Source organism: Stieleria magnilauensis (genome assembly GCA_007753675.1).
GTDB classification, from domain to species: Bacteria; Planctomycetota; Planctomycetia; order Pirellulales; family Pirellulaceae; genus Stieleria; species Stieleria magnilauensis.
Genome location: CP036432.1, coordinates 904,489 through 922,749 on the forward strand (window position 1 = coordinate 904,489; position 18,261 = coordinate 922,749).

An 18,261-nucleotide genomic window follows, 5' to 3' on the forward strand; every position below is an offset into this window, starting at 1 on the left:
CGGTGGCGTTACGCTTTGGCGGCCAGTTGCAGCGCCAGATCTTTGGCGCCTTTGAGGTCCAGTTTGCCGGTGCCGAGCAACGGGATTTGCTCGACTTCGTAGAACGAGTCGCGCGACGGGATGAAGAGATTCGGCAGGCCGGCGGTTTTCAGGTCGGCCAAAATCTCGTCGACATTTTTGTGCAGCGGGCGGTGCAGCACGATCAGGCGTTCGCCTTTCTTGCTGTCGGGGACGGCGGTGACACAGAGCGTCACTGCATTTTCGTCGTCCGTTCCTTTACCATCGTCGGCTGAGTCGGCAGACGGTTCGCTTGACGGCGACTGGTGAATCGACTTGGCGATTTCCTCTTCGACCTTGAGGTGCGGGACCATTTCGCCTCCGATCTTGGAGAACCGGCTCAGTCGACCGGTGATGTGGATGAAACCTTGGTCGTCGATGTGGGCGATGTCGCCGGTGTTGTACCAGCCCGATTGGATCACTTTTTCGGTCAGCTCTTTTTGGCCGGCGTAACCCGTCATGACATTGGGGCCGGCGATCATTAGCATGCCGTCGATCCCCGCCGCTTGTTCGTCGCCCGAATCCTGGGAGACCACTTTCGCGCAGACACCCGGCAGGGGGCGGCCGACGGAACCTTCGATACGATCGAGTTGGTAAGCAGCCGGTGAACGACTCGGGGGGATGTTGACCGAGACCAGTGGGCTCAATTCCGTCGTCCCGTAGCCTTCGACCGGTCGGAGTCCGAAGGTCTGTTCAAAGGAGTCAAACAGGTCCGCCGGCATCTTCTCGGCGCCGACAATGCAGGTGTCCAGGGTCTTGAATTGCTCCGGTTTAACGCGTCGGATGTAGCTTCGCAAGAACGTCGGCGTGGCAAGCAGAACCGTCCCGCCGTACTTTTCGGCCAGCTTGCCGATCTGTCGCGAGTCGAGCGGATTGAAGTGATACACGCCGCAGGGCCCCAGGACCTGGGTCGCCCAGAGCGTGACGCTGTATCCGAATGAATGGAAAAACGGCAGGATGCCCAGCACGACGTCTTCGTCATTGAGACGAATGGCTTTCTTGATCGCATCGACGTTGTGGCTGATATTGGCTTGGCTGAGCATTACGCCCTTGGGCATGCCGGTCGAACCGCTGGTGAAGATCACCGTCATCAAGTCATCGCTTTTGACACGGTGCAGTCCCAGCATGCGTCGCAGCAGTCCCCTCGGGATCACGTTGGCCTGAATGAACGCGATGACTTTGTCCGCCGTCGTGATTTTGTCGCGGATCGATTCCAGGGTCACGGTGTCGGAGTCGATCTTGATGTCCACTTTGCTCAGGAAGCGTTCGCTCGTGAGCACATGACGAATGTCGATTTCCTTGATGCAGTGATTGATGACTTCGCTGGAGACGGTGTAGTTCAGGTTGGCCGAAACGCGGCGATCGAGCGCCAACGCGACGTTGACAACCACCGCACCGGCGCTGGGCGGCAAGAACACTCCGATGTTGGTCTCGTCCTTTGCAAAGACCTCCCGCGCCAGCACACGCCGCAGCGCGAAGGCGCGCGTGAGGGCTTCGCGGCCGCCCAATTCGGTCCCCATCGAATCGGCGATTTGGAGCCGTTTTCCACGACGTCGCCAAGCCCGGATCACTTCGCCGGCCAGTACGGGGAACTCATGTCGATGGTCGGTTTGGGCCTTGGCGTTGAGCTGATTGACTTGAGAGCGGACCAGTTCGATCAGTGTGTCGTTGGGGAGCGGTTTGCCGATGTAGAGTGTCAATCGACGACGAAACTTGTCGGGCCATTTGAAGAAGAATTTTCCGCCGCTGTAGCTGAAAACGCTGCCCCACATGCCGTCCAGGTAAACCGGAACCACGGGGGCGTCATGGCCCTGCAGAATCTTGCCCATGCCCGGCTTGAACGCTTGCAGTTGCCCGGTCCGGGTGATCGTGCCTTCGGGAAAGATGCCGACGACGTCGCCGGCTTTGAGCGCCTCGCGAGCCGCCTTGAGCGCCCGCATGATCGATTTCGGGTTGGCGACCATCAAGATCGTGTCAAAGGCGGCGGCGATCCACTTGGCGAACGCCGAGCCGAAATTGGAGCCGTCGACGACGAAGCGAACGTTGCGGGGCATCATCCACAAGATCACGATGCCATCGATCCAAGAGACGTGATTGCTGACGATCAGGTAGCCGCCCGAAGCCGGCAGGTTCTCCCGACCGATCACGCGTTTGCGGTAAAACAGCGCCAGCATCGGGCGGAAGATGGCGCGGACGAACAAGCGAGGCAGGAAAACTGCCATCGCGGAAAGCAATAACAGGGAAACGATGATGATTCCCAAGACGTACCAACCACCCATGCGTTGCGTTCCCTGTCTGTTGGTTCTTGTCCGTTGGATCTTTTCTGTGAATCAGAAAGCTCGTCGCTGCGAGAACGCTCCATCTGCGTCAACCCAAGAGAATAGGCGATGGAGCCAGTCCCAGGCAACCGCACCCTCACCGCCGGCGTCCGGTCTCGGCGTGAAGCCGCCTGGAAAGACCGCAGCGCTCGCGCCCGTGCTGCTCACAATCGCTGAAATACTGAGGACCGTGTTAGCGGAACGGCGCGAGCGGCCTGTCGGTTTAGTGTATCCACAAAACGAGGGGAGGTGGCTTAGTAGGCATCGTCACGATGTTTGCTATTCTTGGCGGATCGTCGTCGCGATTCACTTCTCACGCAGGGAGGCTTGCCCAGTGAGCCAGAGACAACCCAAGACCAGCTATTGGCAGGAAGCTCCTACACCACGCGGGCAACTGGTCCTCATTCCCACCGCCCTGGAGGAACTCATCCCTCAGGATCATCCCGTTCGCTTGGTCGACGAGATTCTCGATCAGATGGACTGGACTGATTGGGAGGCGGCCTACAACGGCGGATTCGGTCAGCCGCCGATCCATCCCAGCGTAATGGCAAAGATCCTGCTGTTTGCCATGATTCGGCGAATCCGATCCAGCCGGAACATTGAATACGAACTCAAGCATTCGATCGATTTTATCTGGCTTAGCAGCGGTCGCCGCATCGATCACAGCACGATCAGCGACTTCCGCCGAAACAATAGTGATGCAGTCAAAGGCATCTTCAAACAAATGGTCAAGCTGGCGATCAACCTGGGGATCGCCAATCTCTCGGAACTGTGCATCGACGGCACACGCATCCTGGCTGACGCCAACAAATACAAGACTTGGACGGCCAAACGATTAGCCAAAGCACTCGAAGAACTTGACGCGCAAATTGATGAGGCCCTGGAAACCTTCGAAGTCAACGACGCATGCGACGAAGATCTCATCGGCCAGGACGTTTCGGCGGACCGCCTCCCCGCCGCCGTCGCCAACTTGAAGTCACGCCGCTCACAACTGGCCGCTCATCTGGAGACGGTCAATGCGATGGACGAAGTCCGCAGGAAAAATGGGACGAAGGGCCCCGCCCAGTTACCCAAGACTGACACGGACAGTCGCATTCTTCCCAATAAGGAGGGTGGTTACGCAGCCAACTTTACTCCGATGGCGACGACCGAAACGCAGAGCGGCCTGATCGTTGCGGCGGACGTCTTGATCGGCAACGTCGAACACCACGAATTTGCCACCATCGTCGACTGTGTGGCCAACGACTTTGGAATTGACATTAAGCGAGTCATGGCTGACTCGGCTTACACGACGGGCAAAAACCTCACTGCGGCTGAGGAAAAACAGATCGAACTGATTGGCCCGCTTGCCGAAACCAATCGCGAGAACAACCCTGCCGAGCGTTCGGATTTGACTGAGCCCGTTGCCGCCGATCAGATTGATCAGTTGCCGGTTAATCCACAAACCAAACGATTTGACAAAGCAGCGTTTGTGTACGACGAAGCGAACGACTGCTATTACTGCCCGGCAGGCAAAGTGCTTTCACATCGGACGACCGAGAACACGACGCATGGCGACGGCTCTCCGGTGCAGCGAAAGGTTTACACCTGTTTTGAATGCGAGGGCTGCACGCTGGCTGGGCGTTGTCGCAAGAACGTGAAGCCAAAAGACGAGGCAAGCAGCAGCGAGGCATCGTCCCAGGAGTCCAGCGAAGCGACCTCGTCGGACAAGCGAGCGGGCAAGCGACGTGGTCGCAAGCCTGGCCCGCCACGTGGTCGCGAGACGATGCATGATGAGCATGAAGGAGCGCGACGTCGGCAGCGTGCGCGAATGGAAACGCCTGCAGCCAAAGAGGCTTACTCTCGTCGTCAGCATTTCGGTGAAACGCCTTTCGCCGTGATCAAGAGCACGCTTGATATGCGGCGATTCCTGCTTCGAGGTATCGCAGGTGTGAATCAAGAATGGCGCTGGGCGGCGACCGGATTCAATCTGAAGAAAATCATGAGTTACTTGGCGAAGCTGCGCGCCGCCGCGGCGACACAATCGCTCGGAACAGCAAACTAGGGGAGATAGGGGGCATTTCGAACGAAATCCGCCACAAGCGAACGCCACGATCCCGTCAACACGCTTACCAACGACTCTGGATGCCCCGCATAGCACCATAAAAGCCTCGTCCGGAACCAAAATCGAATCAACCGTCCCCAGGAACTAAATCGACAGGCCGCGAGCCGTCCGGTGACGCTAGGACCGGAGGGCTCGCGCCCTGCCGCTCACAGAACGGCTCCGTTTCCTTCGGCTCACTCAATCCATCCTGCCGTCGACGAATTCCGCAACGACAAAACGAGAGCGTCGCCAGCCGACTAGCGAATCGCCTTGTCCGGCAGCGCGGTTCCGATGCCGGCGTCCAGCGGCATGGTGTCGTTGCTCGGATCAAGTCCGACGGCTTTCATCGCCCGCAACAACCGCTGCTCCATTTCGGCGATCGTCGACTGGTGTGCGGGGTCGTTGACCAGATTGGTCGATTCAGCCGGGTCGTTCTGCATGTCATACAACTCGGCCATGTGGCGATCCGGAGACCCGTCGCCGTGTGGATAGCGGATGTACTTGTAGCGGTCTCCCCGCACCGAGCGTACGTTGGGCGTGTAGGGGAATTGTTTTTCGTAGTTGTAGTGATACAGCCATTCGGTCCGCCAGCCACTATCGTCTCTGGAGACCAGCGGTTTGATCGAACTGCCGTGAATGTTGGTCAGCTGGGTGGCACCGGCGGCGTCCAAGATCGTCGGCGCGACGTCGGTCGTCAGGACCTGTTGTTTGATCCGCACCGGCCCGGATTGCTTGGTCCAGCGGGGGTAGCGGATGATCATCGGCACACGGGCGCTGGCTTCGTGAGCCGTCCGTTTATCGACCATGCCGTGTTCCCCTTCGAGCAATCCGTTGTCGCCCATGAAGATGAACATGGTGTTGTCGAATTGCCCGGCCGCCTTCAAATGATCGACCAACCGGCCGACACTGTCGTCGACCGACAGAATCGTTCCCCAGTACGCCCGGACCATGCGGGCGAAATCAACGACGCCGCTGGCTTTGTCGTTGGGGAATTCTTTACGCCAGTCGAAGATCGGCCCATAGATGCCGTGCCAGGTCGAGAGTCGCTGGGTGATCCACTTCGGTTTGTCATCCAGCTTGAACGATGAGTGCGGGTAGTTGACTTCGACGTCGTCAAAGACGTGCTCGTATTTCGGTTCCGGGAAATAGAAACTGTGCGGCGCTTTCTGACCGATCATCAACATGAACGGCTTGGAGGCGTCGTCGGCGCGATGTTTGTCGATCCAATCGATCGACATGTCGGTCACCACCGTGGTGTAGTAACCCGGCACGACGCGGCTTCCGGTTCCGTTGATGTTAAATTCCGTATCGAAGTAGCTGCCTTGGCCTTTGTGGGTGACGAAGTAGTTGAATCCGGGGCGGGGCTCGTCGTTTTTTTCACCCATGTGCCACTTGCCGATGTACGCGGTCTGGTAGCCGGCCTCCTGCAGCCGACGCGGGAAGCTGTCCAGCTCGGCGGGGTAGTCAGTGAAGTTGTTGGTGACCCCGTGGGCATGGGCGTAAAGTCCGCTCAGGATGGTGGCGCGACTGGGAGAGCACAAGCTGGTCGTGCAGAACATGTTCTCGAAATAAATGCCCTCGGCGGCCAAGCGATCGATGTTCGGCGTTTTCAGGTGGGGATGGCCGGCGCAGGACAGCGCGTTCCAGCGAATGTCATCGCACAGCACGACGACGACGTTGGGGCGTTCTTGCGCGAAGGAAGAGAGCGTCAGCAAGCACAGCAAGCTACAAGCGAGGAATGGTCGCATGGCGGAAATACTGGGGCGAGGTGGGGAATCAAGGTTGAGTTGACAGCGGTGCAGTTTAGCAGCTTCTGTTCCGGCTTTGGAGATCTGGCCCTTTTTAAGTCGTTGATCATCAAGAGGTTTCGTCACTCTCCCCCTGGGAGAGTCGAGCGTAGCGAGACATCTGAGCTCTGAGCAAGTGGCTTGTTTTCGGATTTCAGGAATTTTCGAGGTAGGGGACGATACCGGGTAATCGGCGTTTGAGAGTTTCAATGTATCGACCACAGTCGAACGGGATGCGGGTCTGCCAGACGCGGTAGAGAATCCGGATCCAACTACGTGCGAGCTTGCGTAGCACCGCGTGGTGTTTCATTCCTTGGGCTCGTAACATTTGGTAGCGAGCTTTGGTCCACGGACACCATGTCCGGGCTGCGGCTGCAAACTCATGAAAGGTTTGGCGAAGGTATTTCGGGCAGGCATAGCGCCGTTGAACATGACGCTGCTTTCCGCTTTGACTGGAATTGCCCACGAAAAGTTGACAGTGGATTGGCAGATGTCAGACTTCTCTGACAGGAGAACCGATTCATGGACAAGCGTCGAAAATTCAGCCGAGAATTCAAACTGGCCGCCGTCAAGAAAGTGATGGAACAAGGACTGTCGTATACCGTTGTCGCCCGAGACCTTGGCGTTGGCGATAACCTGATCCGCAATTGGAAGAAGTCTTTCGAGGAAGATGGGACTCTCGCAGACGGGGTCGCTGGTAATCAGTCGGTTGAAGCTGAACTCAAACGACTGCGTGAAGAGAACCGGCAGCTCAAAATGGAGCGAGACATTTTAAAAAAAGCGACGGCGTTCTTTGCGAAAGAAAGCAACTGAGGCTGCAGTTTATCGGCGAACATCGCGATCGATGGCCGATCGCGGTCCTCTGTCGAGTCCTGGAAGTGACGCGTGCGGCATACTACCGGTTTGTCGCCCGTGATCCTAGCGAAACCAAAGTCAAAGAAATGCAGGTCACTCAGGCCATCCACGAAATCCGGTTGGGGAATCACTTCGATTCCTACGGAAGTCCGCGGATGCATCGTGAGGTCATTAAGCAAGGCATCCAGTGCTGCCGAAACACCGTAGCCAAATACATGCAGAAGGCCGGAATCCAGGCGAATCGGCGGACTAAGTTCCGAATATCGACAACCGATTCCAATCACGATCAGCCGATCGCCCCCAATCGACTCAACCAAGATTTCTCGACAGAAGACATCAATCAAGTCTGGCTTACCGACATCACCTACATCCCTACAAAAGAAGGATTCACCTACCTGTGCGCGTTTGTCGACCTGCATTCACGAAAGATCATCGGATGGAAAACCAGTCGTAAGATCGATTCCGAGCTGGTGATTGAATCGCTCGATCAAGCGATTGCGTTTCGTTCCCCAAGTGCGGGGTTGATCGTCCACAGCGATCGCGGTTCTCAGTATGCGAGCGCAGCGTTTCGACGCCGGTTGGCCGAACGTGAACTTGTTCAGAGCATGAGTCGCCGCGGGAACTGCTACGACAACGCACCGATGGAATCTTTCTTCAAGAGCTACAAGACCGAGGAAGTCCAAGAAGTCTACGGCACCCATGAACACGCCACACGCGGCGTGTCAGATTACATCGAACAATTTTACAACCCTCGCCGCTTGCACTCGTCACTGGACTACCGAAGTCCAATCGACTTTGAGCAAGCGATTACCAGAACGTCACTCGTTGGTGAAACCTGATCCATCAGGGCTCGCTATTTACCTTCCCGTTAAGATCGGTCCACTGTCAACTTTTCGTGGGCAATTCCAGACGCGTGATGGGTGCGATTCCGCTAAAGGAAGCCAGTTCATCGGCATCGGACCAGCGATCACGCTGCGAACCGAACGCACACAGAAGTCGAGGCGCAAGTGCTGGGCCGGCTCCTCGGAGCGAGGAGAACAGGTGGGCATCGCCGTGAGCCTTGAACGACTCGCTAATCTGTTGGTCGAACTGCTCAATCGTTTTGATGGATCCTTCGATTTGCTGAGCCAAATGCTTAACCGTCATGGACATGGGAGTGATCAGGGCAGAGTCATCGCAGAGCAACGGCGAGCTACGAATGGCATCGAGGGCTTCTTTTTGCCGCTCCTCATTTCGGACTCCGTGTTCTCGCAGAACCCGAACAATCAACCGACGATCAGCACGACGGAGTTGCCTGGGATCAGGCCACCGCTTGAGTACAGCCAGTAGCAAATCCAGCTGGTGGGATTTGCCGAACAGCTCCAAAACTACAGGAAAATACTGTTTAAGTACGCTGATAAGCTGCTGACGCAGTTTTGTTTGGCTGCCTACGATGAAGCGTCTTTGCTCGCAAAGCCGGTTCAGCAATCGCGTCTGCTCATCATCAGGCAGCCATGCCTTAAGGGTCTCGATTCGTTCGCGAAGAAGCCTGGCCAGATACATCGCGTCGGTAGGATCACTTTTGCCATCGCCACCCGGATAGCTTTCTCGATAGCGAGAGAGTTGTTTAGGGTTAATCGGGTAGAGAACGATGTTCTGACGGAACATCAAGGCATGGATCAGGGGGCCCTTGGACTGTTCGAGCATGATCGCGATTTTCCCGCCCTTGGCTTTCTCAGTCATCTTGGCGATCCATTGGTTGATCGCTTCGGGGGTGTGGGGCAGTTCCATCGCCGATTCTCTGCCTTGAGAATCAATGATGTGGCAGTCATGTTTCTGATCAGCCCAATCGATTCCAACAAAAAGCGCGATGGATTGGTTGAGTGTGGGTGAATTGTCGTTCATGCTGTAGTCTCACCGAGTTGAAAGGCTTGTGTGATTGGTAGTCCAGCCTCACCCACTTCGGAAACCTTATAGAGAGCCCGCTAAGCTACATCTGAGTGATCCGTTTTGGGATGAAGCGAGCGGTGTGCTCGGAAGTCTCGCTAAGCCGTCATGCGGCTGGGGAGGGGATCCGTAGCACTCCGCTGGCTACCGCTTCAAATAATAATCAGCGCGGCGTTGAGAATCCGCCATGCCAAAGCTGCGCTGCGGAAAGGGCTGCGCGATGGCAAGGACGCTCAACGCCGAACACTGAGGAGATGCTATAAGGAGAGGGTTTTCGTTGCCGATGGGAACGCGACCCTGACCGGCGAAGTGAACACCGCGATTCGCCGTTCGATCTCCCCTCGCTTCGCTCGACCCTCACTGCCAGGGAGGGTGGGGGCGGTGTTTCGATGCCCGCGCGATGGGTTGATTCCGGCGCAGTGGAAAGTCGGCCGATGCGATATAGTTGGGCAATCAGAGTCCTGTCCCGTTTATCCGTGAACCTTTCCATGCGCATCCGAATGCTTTCGGGCGAATCAGCCAACACTGTTTTTGCCGTTTTGCTGTCCGTCGTCTTCGTGCTGTCCGGGTGCTCCCGAGACGACGTTGAATCCACCTCGCCCGATGCGCCCGCCGCCGCGACGGGCGAGGGCGATGAGGAATTGATTCGCAGTGCCGCCGACATGGCGGCCGATGGCGAAGAACCCGATGTCGGATCCGAAGCGTTTTCTCAACAGACCACGCCGCTGCCGGAGACGGTAGCAGAGCGTCGCGACTTGGCCGGCCGGCGGACGACGCCCAGCGGTTCGACCGCTCCCAGTCCGCCCGATTCGCCATCGGAATCACCGCGTGGGTTCGAATTGGCCGAGACGACCGCGATCCCTGCGGGAATTCCCGAGATGATCGACGCCGCCGGAGCCGTCGCCGCCCAACGTGAACTTCGCGACGACCTGACCGCCGACCAACTGATGACGTACCTGGAAGAGTCCGACCGCGACATGGAGATGCTCGCCCGCGGCCGCGACCAGCTGCAAGACCCGAATCAGGCCAACGAGCTGATGCGGCAGTTGGCGAACAGCAAGCTGCAAGCCTCCGTCCGTCTGCAAGCACACGCCGATGCTACCGAAAAGCAACGCACCGCGGGCTTGCGGGGCCAGCTCCAAGCCCTCTCGCACCTTTCGGCGATGGGTGACCTGAGTTCGGCCAAGGCGCTCGAAGCACTCGCGCGCGAGAATCTGTCGTCGCCGGTACCCACGATCGCCGGCGACAGCCGGATCGTGCTGATCGGATTCGCGATCGACGGGCTGAGGGCTGGACGCGAATCGGCGGCCCAGGAAATCGTCTCGTTGATTGAAGGGATGACGGCCCGCCGCACCGCTGACATTCCGGCGGTCTTGATGATGGCCGAAGCCAGGCAGGTGCTGGCCAATTACGGCTTGATCGACGAATCAGCCCGGGTCCGCGAAAAGATCCTGGCGTTGTACGGCAACTCGCCCGACAAGATGATCGCACAAGTCGCCGCCGATGCCGCCGGGACCGCCAAGTATGACTCCGCCAGACGCCTGCTCGGGGAAATTCTTGCCAACGACAACGTGGCGTTGGCGCGATGGACCGAAGCCGTGACGGAATTGGTTCGCGAAGCCCCCGAGATGAACACGGTGGAATTCTTGGGAACGTCGGCGCTGCAGCTCGAAGCGGCCCAGCGCGAAGCGTTTGTCGAAGAAACGTTTCGTATTCTGGCCGAAGGCTTTGCCGATACCGACTCCGCCACGGCCAATGAAATCGAAACGGCTCGGATGGCGATGGAAGCACGCCGGGACGTCATCGGGACCTCGTTCGACGCGTTGGCCAACCTGCCAACACTCGACGGCAACGGCATCTCATCAATCAGCGTCAAGGGCAAGGTCGTGTTGATGCCGTTCTGGGCCGTGACGATTCCGCAATCGTTGCAGATCGTCCCGATGCTCAAAGAAATCCAATCGCGACATCCCGATCAAATCGCCATCGTGGGAATGAATCTCGATTCAGAACAGGCGCCGCTGGGCGAGTTCTTGGCGCAAAACGATCTCGGTTTTCCCAGCTTTCGAAGCGTTTCTTCATCCAACGGCGACCAGGGGAATCCGATCGCCACCAAGTTTGGCTTGGTCTCGTTGCCGTTCGTTGCGATCTTCAATCAAAACGGCAAGGTCGCGGCGTTAGACTTCACCGGGATGCAGCTCGAGACGACCGTTGAGCAACTCGTTCAATCCGCGGACGATGCATCGAACGCCGAATGATTTGAAGTGGCAGAATCATACAGGGCAGAATAATGTTCTGACCGCTCAGATCACGGATCCAGAATCATTCTGCCACCTCATCATTCTGCCACCTCATCATTCTGTCACCTCATCATTCTGCCCACCTGATCATTCTGCCCACCTGACATGTCGCACAACCTTCAACAAAACCCCTCGGCCGATCCCGCCTTATTGCTGCGGTATCGGGATCGCCAATACGCGCCCGAAATGCTGGCCGTCGCCATCGGCAAGCTGAATTTGTTCTCCTGGATCAATGCGCGGGGATCAGCCACGACCGAATCCATCGAGCAGCATTTCTCGCTCGCGGCGCGGCCCTTGGATGTGCTGCTGACGCTTTGTCGTGCCGGCGGGTTGATTCGCACCGCATCCGGCCGACACGAATTGACGGCGCTCGGACGCGAGCATCTTGTCGATCATTCGCCATGGTTCTTGGGGCCGTATTACGCGCCGATCCTGGATTCACCGATCGCCCAGGGTTGCTTGCAAGTTTTGCAGCATGATCGCCCGGCCAATTGGCAGGCCAGCGAAGACGGCAACGACTGGCACGCCTCGATGATGGACGAGGACTTTGCCAAGGGGTTCACGGATCTGATGAACTGTCGCGGCACGGCGATGGGGCAAGTGCTCGCGGACAAGACGGGACCGTTTCTCGCCGGTTGCAAACAGGTGTTGGACGTCGGCGGCGGATCAGGGATTTACTCTTCAACCCTGGTCGCCAAGCACGACCACTTGCGAGCGACCGTGCTGGAACAAGCTCCCGTCGATCGGCTGACTCGCGACGAGATTCTCCGTCATGGGCTGCAAGATCGAATCGACGTGGTCCAGGGCAACATGTTCACCGATCCTTGGCCCAGCGGCGCCGATTGCGTCTTGCTGTCCAATGTGTTGCACGACTGGGACTTTCCCGAGATCCGAACGCTGATCCAGAAGGCCTCGGCTGCGTTGCCTTCGGGAGGCCGCCTGATCATCCATGAAGCGTTTCTCGACGATGACAAAGCCGGTCCGCTGCCGGTTGCGGAGTATTCTGTGTTGTTGGTCAACATCACACGCGGCAGGTGTTATTGTCCGGCCGAATACGGGGCGATCCTCGCAGATTTCGGATTCGACGTCGGCCCCTATCAAGACACCATCGCTGACCGCGGATTCATCACCGCCATCAAGCACTAGTGCTTCAGCCCGTCGTAGAGACGAATTCCGGAACGGGAGCTGGCGGATAGTGGAACCGGCCATATCGTTTGGGCCCGACGTTGACGATCTGGCCGTCCATCGTCCCCTGGATCTCGGCCAGAACCCGTCGCGCCAAGCGGACGACATCGTGTGTCTCGCTTTCGTCGAATTCGACAATGATCGTGTCACGCTGCTCTGCTTCTTGCACGACCACTTCCAAGTGTTCGGTCAGCATCTCGGTCGGGTCACTCGATGACGAGCGCTGGAACAGACACTTTGCCGAAGGCCGGTTCTGTTTGACGCCGGAATTGGCTGAAACCGTGATGACGGGAAGCCCCGTCCCGAGCACGCTGATCAATCCGCATTCGACGATGTCGGCGTCGTTGTTGTATTCCAGGTCCGTCACGACCATGTTCTGACAGCCGAGTTGAATGGCTGCCGCCGCGATCCCGATCTCACGCTGCCATTGCAGCGGATCGGCGCGATTGAAGCCGGCGTCGGCCAACGCTTCGGCTTTTTGTTTCAGCTCGCCACTGAGCGGCAACGTGCCAGAGGGAACCAGCGGGGGATCTTTGTACTCGATTTCTTGGATCACCGGTTCCATCGAACAGGCCTGGTTCCATGACATCCGCACGGGTTTCTTTTTGGGCTGCACTTCGACGCTTGCGCTGAGCGCTCGCGTGGTGATTTGCAGCGGCACCGCCAGGATTCCTCCCAGTCCGACGAACAGCGTCGCGAATCCGAAGGCGTGAAAGATGGGGTTCCCGTCGGTGGCGCCGAAGTGTCCCATCGGAACCAGCAGATAGACGCCGTAGCCCATCAGAAACGCGCCGAGGGCGATGTACGTCAGGCGAGTCGTCCAACTACCGCGGCCATACCGCATCGGGTATCCGATCAAGCTCAACAGCGACGGCAGCGGTGCGTACCAACAACACCAGATACCCGGGCCACCGCTGCCGCACAGAATCAGTCCCAACGCCAATGCAAAACCGGCCGTTAGAAACAGGTTGCGGGCCAGTCCCAGATCCGGAGTCCCGTCGATCGGCACGATGGTGTAAGTGACCTCGCCGTCTTCGAGGGGGCCCTGAATTTCATTGCCGCTGCAGAACGCGATGAAATCGGCGATCATCTGGTTCACGCCGTAGGTGCTGACCATTCCGGTCACCGCTCCGGTCTCCTCGACCTGGCGGAAGGCCTCGTCCAAGTAGTGCTCACCCTCGGCAATGAACACCCGCGGCTCGACGTCCGTCTCGTGACCGCCGAGCGGGATGACTTGCGCCGGCCCCAGATCCATCGTGTCGATGTCGTCGGCCCGGAAGGGATCCTCCATCATCGCTTCCAGGTCGTCTTCGTCCAGCAGATCATCCCGCTCGACGAAGGGGTCGATCACTGTAACGTTGACCAGACGGAGGTGTGGGTTGTCGCCGTAGCCCTCGGTCACCAACGTGTGCCAGTCCATCTCGACCGGCTCACCCTGCATCACCGATGCCTTGTGGAATTCATGAACCGCCCCGGTCATCCCGGCGACCAGGCCGGCGCTGGCGAGCAAGGCGCCGAAGATAATGCGAAGCGGACGAGGCGGGGTGGAGGAGTTGTACGGGTTGTAGCTCATCGGAAGCATTCACCGGCAGCGGAATCAAGCGGAAAGGTCGATCGAGTGGCGGGGGCACAGGGGGAGCCTAGCTCGAAAAACCTACCGGAGGGGCAGATCCGAGGCGAAACGACCGCGGCTGCGTGCGGGGATTTGCGACAGGCAAGATGCCGGGTGCGCTGACTGCGGACGAGTGCCTGCGGACGAGTGCCTGCGGACCACTGACTGCATGTCTCTGGATTCTGACCACAGAGCCACCAGGGACCGACCGATTCAGACGTCGGTCACCGCATGAGAAGCGGATGGGGTGGGATTCGAACCCACGGTAGAGTTTCCCCTACGCTAGTTTTCAAGACTAGAGCCTTCGACCACTCGGCCACCCATCCGGCTTGCGTTGATGAGCCTCGGCCACCTTGCAGGGCCGAAAGCACTCGCCACCCACCCGATGAAGGCATCGGCGGCGATCGCGAGCAGTCTACATCGTCACACGTTAGTCGTGAAGTCCAGCCAACCTTTCCTGAAAAATGGCAGCAAGTCGCCGGCGGTCCGGCGAACCACGCACCGCCGGAACCGTGAGGAACGGTTCGAAACGCCCCCAAAAGACAACGCAGGAAAGCATTTTTGGCGGCTAGCCGCGATCTCTCCGGTTAAAAAAGTGAAGCAGGCGGCATTCGTCCGCGTCAGATGACAATCCGATCTGTAGGCACGAGCAGACAGGATCCGTTCTAATCCAGTTTTCCGGTGGCGGTTGTGAGGCCGGCACTGTTCCGGTAGCGGATCGAGCCCCGAAATCCCACAGAGAAACAGCACGCGATGAAGTACCTACCGATTGCAATGACGCTACTTCTGCTTTGCGCTTGCACGCCGCAATCCGGTGGCGACTACGACGCGACCTACCAGCAGCAACTTGCCGACTACGATCGGCAAACAGAACAGACGCAGCAACAGTTGGAGCAATCCCAAAAGCAACTCGATCAAACTCAGAAACAGCAAGACGAAACGGCGCGTCAATTAACGCGTTCGAAAGAACAGGCTGATCGCTACAACGCACTGCTCGACCGCTGGGAAGAACAAGCCGACCGGCACGACAAGGTTCTCGATACGCTCGAGCGGATTCTGTCACGGGAGAATGCCGGTGAGACGAGCGCCGATGAATAGCCCCACTGACCGATGAGGCGATTCCGTTTCTAGCACCGCGTCACACCGCAGAGCGGTGCCACAACGAAGCCCGGGGTCGCGGAACGCACCCCATAGGCATCAAGTTAAGAAGGAACCCTCCCGTGTGCGGGAGGGTCGAGCGCAGCGAGACATCTGAGCTCTGAGCAAGTGGCTTGTTTTCGGATTTCAGGAATTTTCGAGGTAGGGGACGATACCGGGTAATCGGCGTTTGAGAGTTTCAATGTATCGACCACAGTCGAACGGGATGCGGGTCTGCCAGACGCGGTAGAGAATCCGGATCCAACTACGTGCGAGCTTGCGTAGCACCGCGTGGTGTTTCATTCCTTGGGCTCGTAACATTTGGTAGCGAGCTTTGGTCCACGGACACCATGTCCGGGCTGCGGCTGCAAACTCATGAAAGGTTTGGCGAAGGTATTTCGGGCAGGCATAGCGCCGTTGAACATGACGCTGCTTTCCGCTTTGACGCGTGATGGGTGCGATTCCGCTAAAGGAAGCCAGTTCATCGGCATCGGACCAGCGATCACGCTGCGAACCGAACGCACACAGAAGTCGAGGCGCAAGTGCTGGGCCGGCTCCTCGGAGCGAGGAGAACAGGTGGGCATCGCCGTGAGCCTTGAACGACTCGCTAATCTGTTGGTCGAACTGCTCAATCGTTTTGATGGATCCTTCGATTTGCTGAGCCAAATGCTTAACCGTCATGGACATGGGAGTGATCAGGGCAGAGTCATCGCAGAGCAACGGCGAGCTACGAATGGCATCGAGGGCTTCTTTTTGCCGCTCCTCATTTCGGACTCCGTGTTCTCGCAGAACCCGAACAATCAACCGACGATCAGCACGACGGAGTTGCCTGGGATCAGGCCACCGCTTGAGTACAGCCAGTAGCAAATCCAGCTGGTGGGATTTGCCGAACAGCTCCAAAACTACAGGAAAATACTGTTTAAGTACGCTGATAAGCTGCTGACGCAGTTTTGTTTGGCTGCCTACGATGAAGCGTCTTTGCTCGCAAAGCCGGTTCAGCAATCGCGTCTGCTCATCATCAGGCAGCCATGCCTTAAGGGTCTCGATTCGTTCGCGAAGAAGCCTGGCCAGATACATCGCGTCGGTAGGATCACTTTTGCCATCGCCACCCGGATAGCTTTCTCGATAGCGAGAGAGTTGTTTAGGGTTAATCGGGTAGAGAACGATGTTCTGACGGAACATCAAGGCATGGATCAGGGGGCCCTTGGACTGTTCGAGCATGATCGCGATTTTCCCGCCCTTGGCTTTCTCAGTCATCTTGGCGATCCATTGGTTGATCGCTTCGGGGGTGTGGGGCAGTTCCATCGCCGATTCTCTGCCTTGAGAATCAATGATGTGGCAGTCATGTTTCTGATCAGCCCAATCGATTCCAACAAAAAGCGCGATGGATTGGTTGAGTGTGGGTGAATTGTCGTTCATGCTGTAGTCTCACCGAGTTGAAAGGCTTGTGTGATTGGTAGTCCAGCCTCACCCACTTCGGAAACCTTATAGAGAGCCCGCTAAGCTACATCTGAGTGATCCGTTTTGGGATGAAGCGAGCGGTGTGCTCGGAAGTCTCGCTAAGCCGTCATGCGGCTGGGGAGGGGATCCGTAGCACTCCGCTGGCTACCGCTTCAAATAATAATCAGCGCGGCGTTGAGAATCCGCCATGCCAAAGCTGCGCTGCGGAAAGGGCTGCGCGATGGCAAGGACGCTCAACGCCGAACACTGAGGAGATGCTATAAGGGGAGGGATTCCGCGGCCCCGCACCCACCGATGCCAACAACGACGCCAAAGCACCCTCCCCGCGTCGTCGCAAACTCCTCTGCGTCCCTCCCAAACGGCATCGGTATCTACACAAGTCGCTTTTTGCCCAAAGGGCATGCATATCCATAGCCTGGGGCAAGCAAACCGAGCATTTGCGAGGGTTGCGCCGCCCCAGGAACCTCATCGCAATGAGGTTCAATTTGGCCAACGGCCATGCACAACATTCGCGTTTGACGAGGCAGTTGTGTATGGCCGTTGGCCAATCCCTCTCGTTCTCGTTTGCGGACCTTGGGCGATGCCCAAGGCTATGGATGTAAACGGCCGTTGGCCGAAGCCATCCACTCACAACAGATCTGTCATGCAAAAGATGTGTAGATACCAATGCCCCAAGGAAGGGTGACTTCACCTCAATGGCGAACCGACGGCTTAACTTGATGCGTATGGGGGGGCGCGGAACGCACCCCGGGTTGTGGCTGCAGCAACTCGCCGTGCGTGAGTTCTCCGGCGTGGGACGCAAGGGCATTCCGTCCTTCCGTCGGGGATCGATCGTCGACCGGTCGCTATGCCGCTTTGGGAATCTGACCTTGCTGGTCGGAATCCTGATCGTTGGATTCGTTTTCGGCCGCTGGCATCGGGATGCTGATCGGGCCCGAATCGGTCGCGGAGCATTCGTCTTGGTCTTCCAACGCAGGTTCTTCCGAAACAGCGTCTTGCAAGACAGCGTCTTCCAGGACAGGGGCGTTGGCGACGATTTGCTCGCCTTGGAACGACGCCACCAAGGCGCCGCCGGCACCGTGGATTTTCAGTTCGTCGGGTTCCATGAACCAGGTCGCTCGAAACGTTTCGCCTTGGGCGGTCGCATGGAAGGTGCGTCCGGCGTAGAAGCCGTCCCGAATCAAAATGGACTCGGACACGATTTTCGCGTCGGTCTCGTCCTCGTGATCCGGCTGCGATTGGATTTCCTGCGTCATTTGCTCCTGCGACGCTTCCGCCGATTCAGTCGCGGTTTGGCAGGGGCGCGGCATCACATTGGCGGCCAGCCAGTGTTGTAGATGGGCTCGCACGGTCGCCAAACGTTGGGAATTGGTCATTCGTCGGGTCTGTCGAAAAAACGCGTCAGTGGAGCAGGGATCCCTGGGACGGACGAGGCATTCCGGGGGGGAAGTCCCGTGGGAAATTATCGGCCGCCGGTGTATCGTTCATCGGCGTTTCGTTGTGTCCGATCCGCAATTTGCTGGACCGAATCGCACTGAAACCC

The 18,261-nt window shown here is 58.0% G+C and carries 11 protein-coding genes and 1 tRNA gene; 5 read left to right on the plus strand and 7 right to left on the minus strand.

Features of this window, described 5'->3' with window-relative positions:
* Positions 1-8: 8 nt before the first annotated feature.
* Positions 9-2,336 carry an AMP-binding protein gene (locus TBK1r_RS03300; RefSeq protein ID WP_145207520.1) on the minus strand — a complete coding sequence of 776 codons (2,328 nt, stop codon included), beginning with the start codon at positions 2,334-2,336 and terminating at the stop codon, positions 9-11.
* A 373-nt stretch (positions 2,337-2,709) separates the two neighbouring features.
* Here TBK1r_RS03300 and TBK1r_RS03305 point away from each other — a divergent pair, with 373 nt between their 5' ends.
* Positions 2,710-4,419 carry an IS1182 family transposase gene (locus TBK1r_RS03305; RefSeq protein WP_419580133.1) on the plus strand — a complete coding sequence of 570 codons (1,710 nt, stop codon included), beginning with the start codon at positions 2,710-2,712 and terminating at the stop codon, positions 4,417-4,419.
* Positions 4,420-4,715: 296 nt separating this feature from the next.
* Here TBK1r_RS03305 and TBK1r_RS03310 read toward each other — a convergent pair whose 3' ends face one another.
* Positions 4,716-6,206 carry a sulfatase family protein gene (locus tag TBK1r_RS03310; protein WP_145207522.1) on the minus strand — a complete coding sequence of 497 codons (1,491 nt, stop codon included), beginning with the start codon at positions 6,204-6,206 and terminating at the stop codon, positions 4,716-4,718.
* A gap of 561 nt (positions 6,207-6,767) precedes the next feature.
* Here TBK1r_RS03310 and TBK1r_RS03320 point away from each other — a divergent pair.
* Positions 6,768-7,939, plus strand: a protein-coding gene (locus tag TBK1r_RS03320) for an IS3 family transposase (RefSeq protein WP_145207523.1) whose coding sequence is annotated in 2 segments (ribosomal slippage) — positions 6,768-7,017 and positions 7,017-7,939 — 1,173 coding nt in all. Because the reading frame shifts where the segments join, the coding sequence is not laid out codon by codon here.
* A 46-nt stretch (positions 7,940-7,985) separates the two neighbouring features.
* Here TBK1r_RS03320 and TBK1r_RS03325 read toward each other — a convergent pair.
* Positions 7,986-8,984 (minus strand): IS110 family transposase, encoded by a 999-nt coding sequence (locus TBK1r_RS03325; RefSeq protein ID WP_145207524.1) that lies wholly within the window; start codon positions 8,982-8,984, stop codon positions 7,986-7,988.
* A gap of 530 nt (positions 8,985-9,514) precedes the next feature.
* Here TBK1r_RS03325 and TBK1r_RS03330 point away from each other — a divergent pair.
* Entirely contained in the window at positions 9,515-11,281 is a 1,767-nt protein-coding gene (locus tag TBK1r_RS03330) for a TlpA family protein disulfide reductase (protein WP_419580923.1), read from the plus strand.
* A 147-nt stretch (positions 11,282-11,428) separates the two neighbouring features.
* The gene (locus TBK1r_RS03335) at positions 11,429-12,469 is read left to right on the plus strand and encodes a methyltransferase (RefSeq protein ID WP_145207526.1); all 1,041 of its coding nucleotides are present in this window, start codon (positions 11,429-11,431) and stop codon (positions 12,467-12,469) included.
* 4 nt (positions 12,470-12,473) lie between these two features.
* On the opposite strand, the gene TBK1r_RS03340 is transcribed toward TBK1r_RS03335, so the two are convergent.
* Both TBK1r_RS03340 and TBK1r_RS03345 read right to left on the minus strand, forming a co-directional pair.
* A complete protein-coding gene (locus TBK1r_RS03340) occupies positions 12,474-14,081 on the minus strand; it encodes a hypothetical protein (RefSeq protein WP_145207527.1) in 1,608 nt (535 codons plus the stop codon).
* A gap of 278 nt (positions 14,082-14,359) precedes the next feature.
* A tRNA-Ser gene (locus TBK1r_RS03345) sits at positions 14,360-14,446 on the minus strand.
* Between the two features lie 427 nt (positions 14,447-14,873).
* Here TBK1r_RS03345 and TBK1r_RS03350 point away from each other — a divergent pair.
* Complete coding sequence (locus TBK1r_RS03350; RefSeq protein WP_145207528.1) at positions 14,874-15,218, plus strand: hypothetical protein; 345 nt, start codon at positions 14,874-14,876, stop codon at positions 15,216-15,218.
* Positions 15,219-15,404: 186 nt separating this feature from the next.
* Here the strand turns inward: TBK1r_RS03350 and TBK1r_RS03355 are convergent, their stop codons facing one another.
* Together TBK1r_RS03355 and TBK1r_RS03360 are read right to left on the minus strand one after the other, a co-directional pair.
* Positions 15,405-16,676, minus strand: coding sequence for an IS110 family RNA-guided transposase (locus TBK1r_RS03355; RefSeq protein WP_145206998.1), 1,272 nt, complete (start codon positions 16,674-16,676; stop codon positions 15,405-15,407).
* A gap of 887 nt (positions 16,677-17,563) precedes the next feature.
* Positions 17,564-18,094, minus strand: a complete 531-nt coding sequence (locus TBK1r_RS03360) for a hypothetical protein (RefSeq protein ID WP_145207529.1) — start codon at positions 18,092-18,094, stop codon at positions 17,564-17,566.
* Positions 18,095-18,261 lie beyond the last annotated feature (167 nt).

Bases quoted from the DNA above. Each gene is read 5' to 3' on its own strand.
- TBK1r_RS03300 (WP_145207520.1), bottom strand. From the start codon at position 2,336: ATGGGTGGTTGGTACGTCTTGGGAATCATCATCGTTTCCCTGTTATTG.
- TBK1r_RS03310 (WP_145207522.1), bottom strand. From the start codon at position 6,206: ATGCGACCATTCCTCGCTTGTAGCTTGCTGTGCTTGCTGACGCTCTCT.
- TBK1r_RS03325 (WP_145207524.1), bottom strand. From the start codon at position 8,984: ATGAACGACAATTCACCCACACTCAACCAATCCATCGCGCTTTTTGTT.
- TBK1r_RS03330 (WP_419580923.1), top strand. From the start codon at position 9,515: ATGCGCATCCGAATGCTTTCGGGCGAATCAGCCAACACTGTTTTTGCC.
- TBK1r_RS03335 (WP_145207526.1), top strand. From the start codon at position 11,429: ATGTCGCACAACCTTCAACAAAACCCCTCGGCCGATCCCGCCTTATTG.
- TBK1r_RS03340 (WP_145207527.1), bottom strand. From the start codon at position 14,081: ATGAGCTACAACCCGTACAACTCCTCCACCCCGCCTCGTCCGCTTCGC.
- TBK1r_RS03350 (WP_145207528.1), top strand. From the start codon at position 14,874: ATGAAGTACCTACCGATTGCAATGACGCTACTTCTGCTTTGCGCTTGC.
- TBK1r_RS03355 (WP_145206998.1), bottom strand. From the start codon at position 16,676: ATGAACGACAATTCACCCACACTCAACCAATCCATCGCGCTTTTTGTT.
- TBK1r_RS03360 (WP_145207529.1), bottom strand. From the start codon at position 18,094: ATGACCAATTCCCAACGTTTGGCGACCGTGCGAGCCCATCTACAACAC.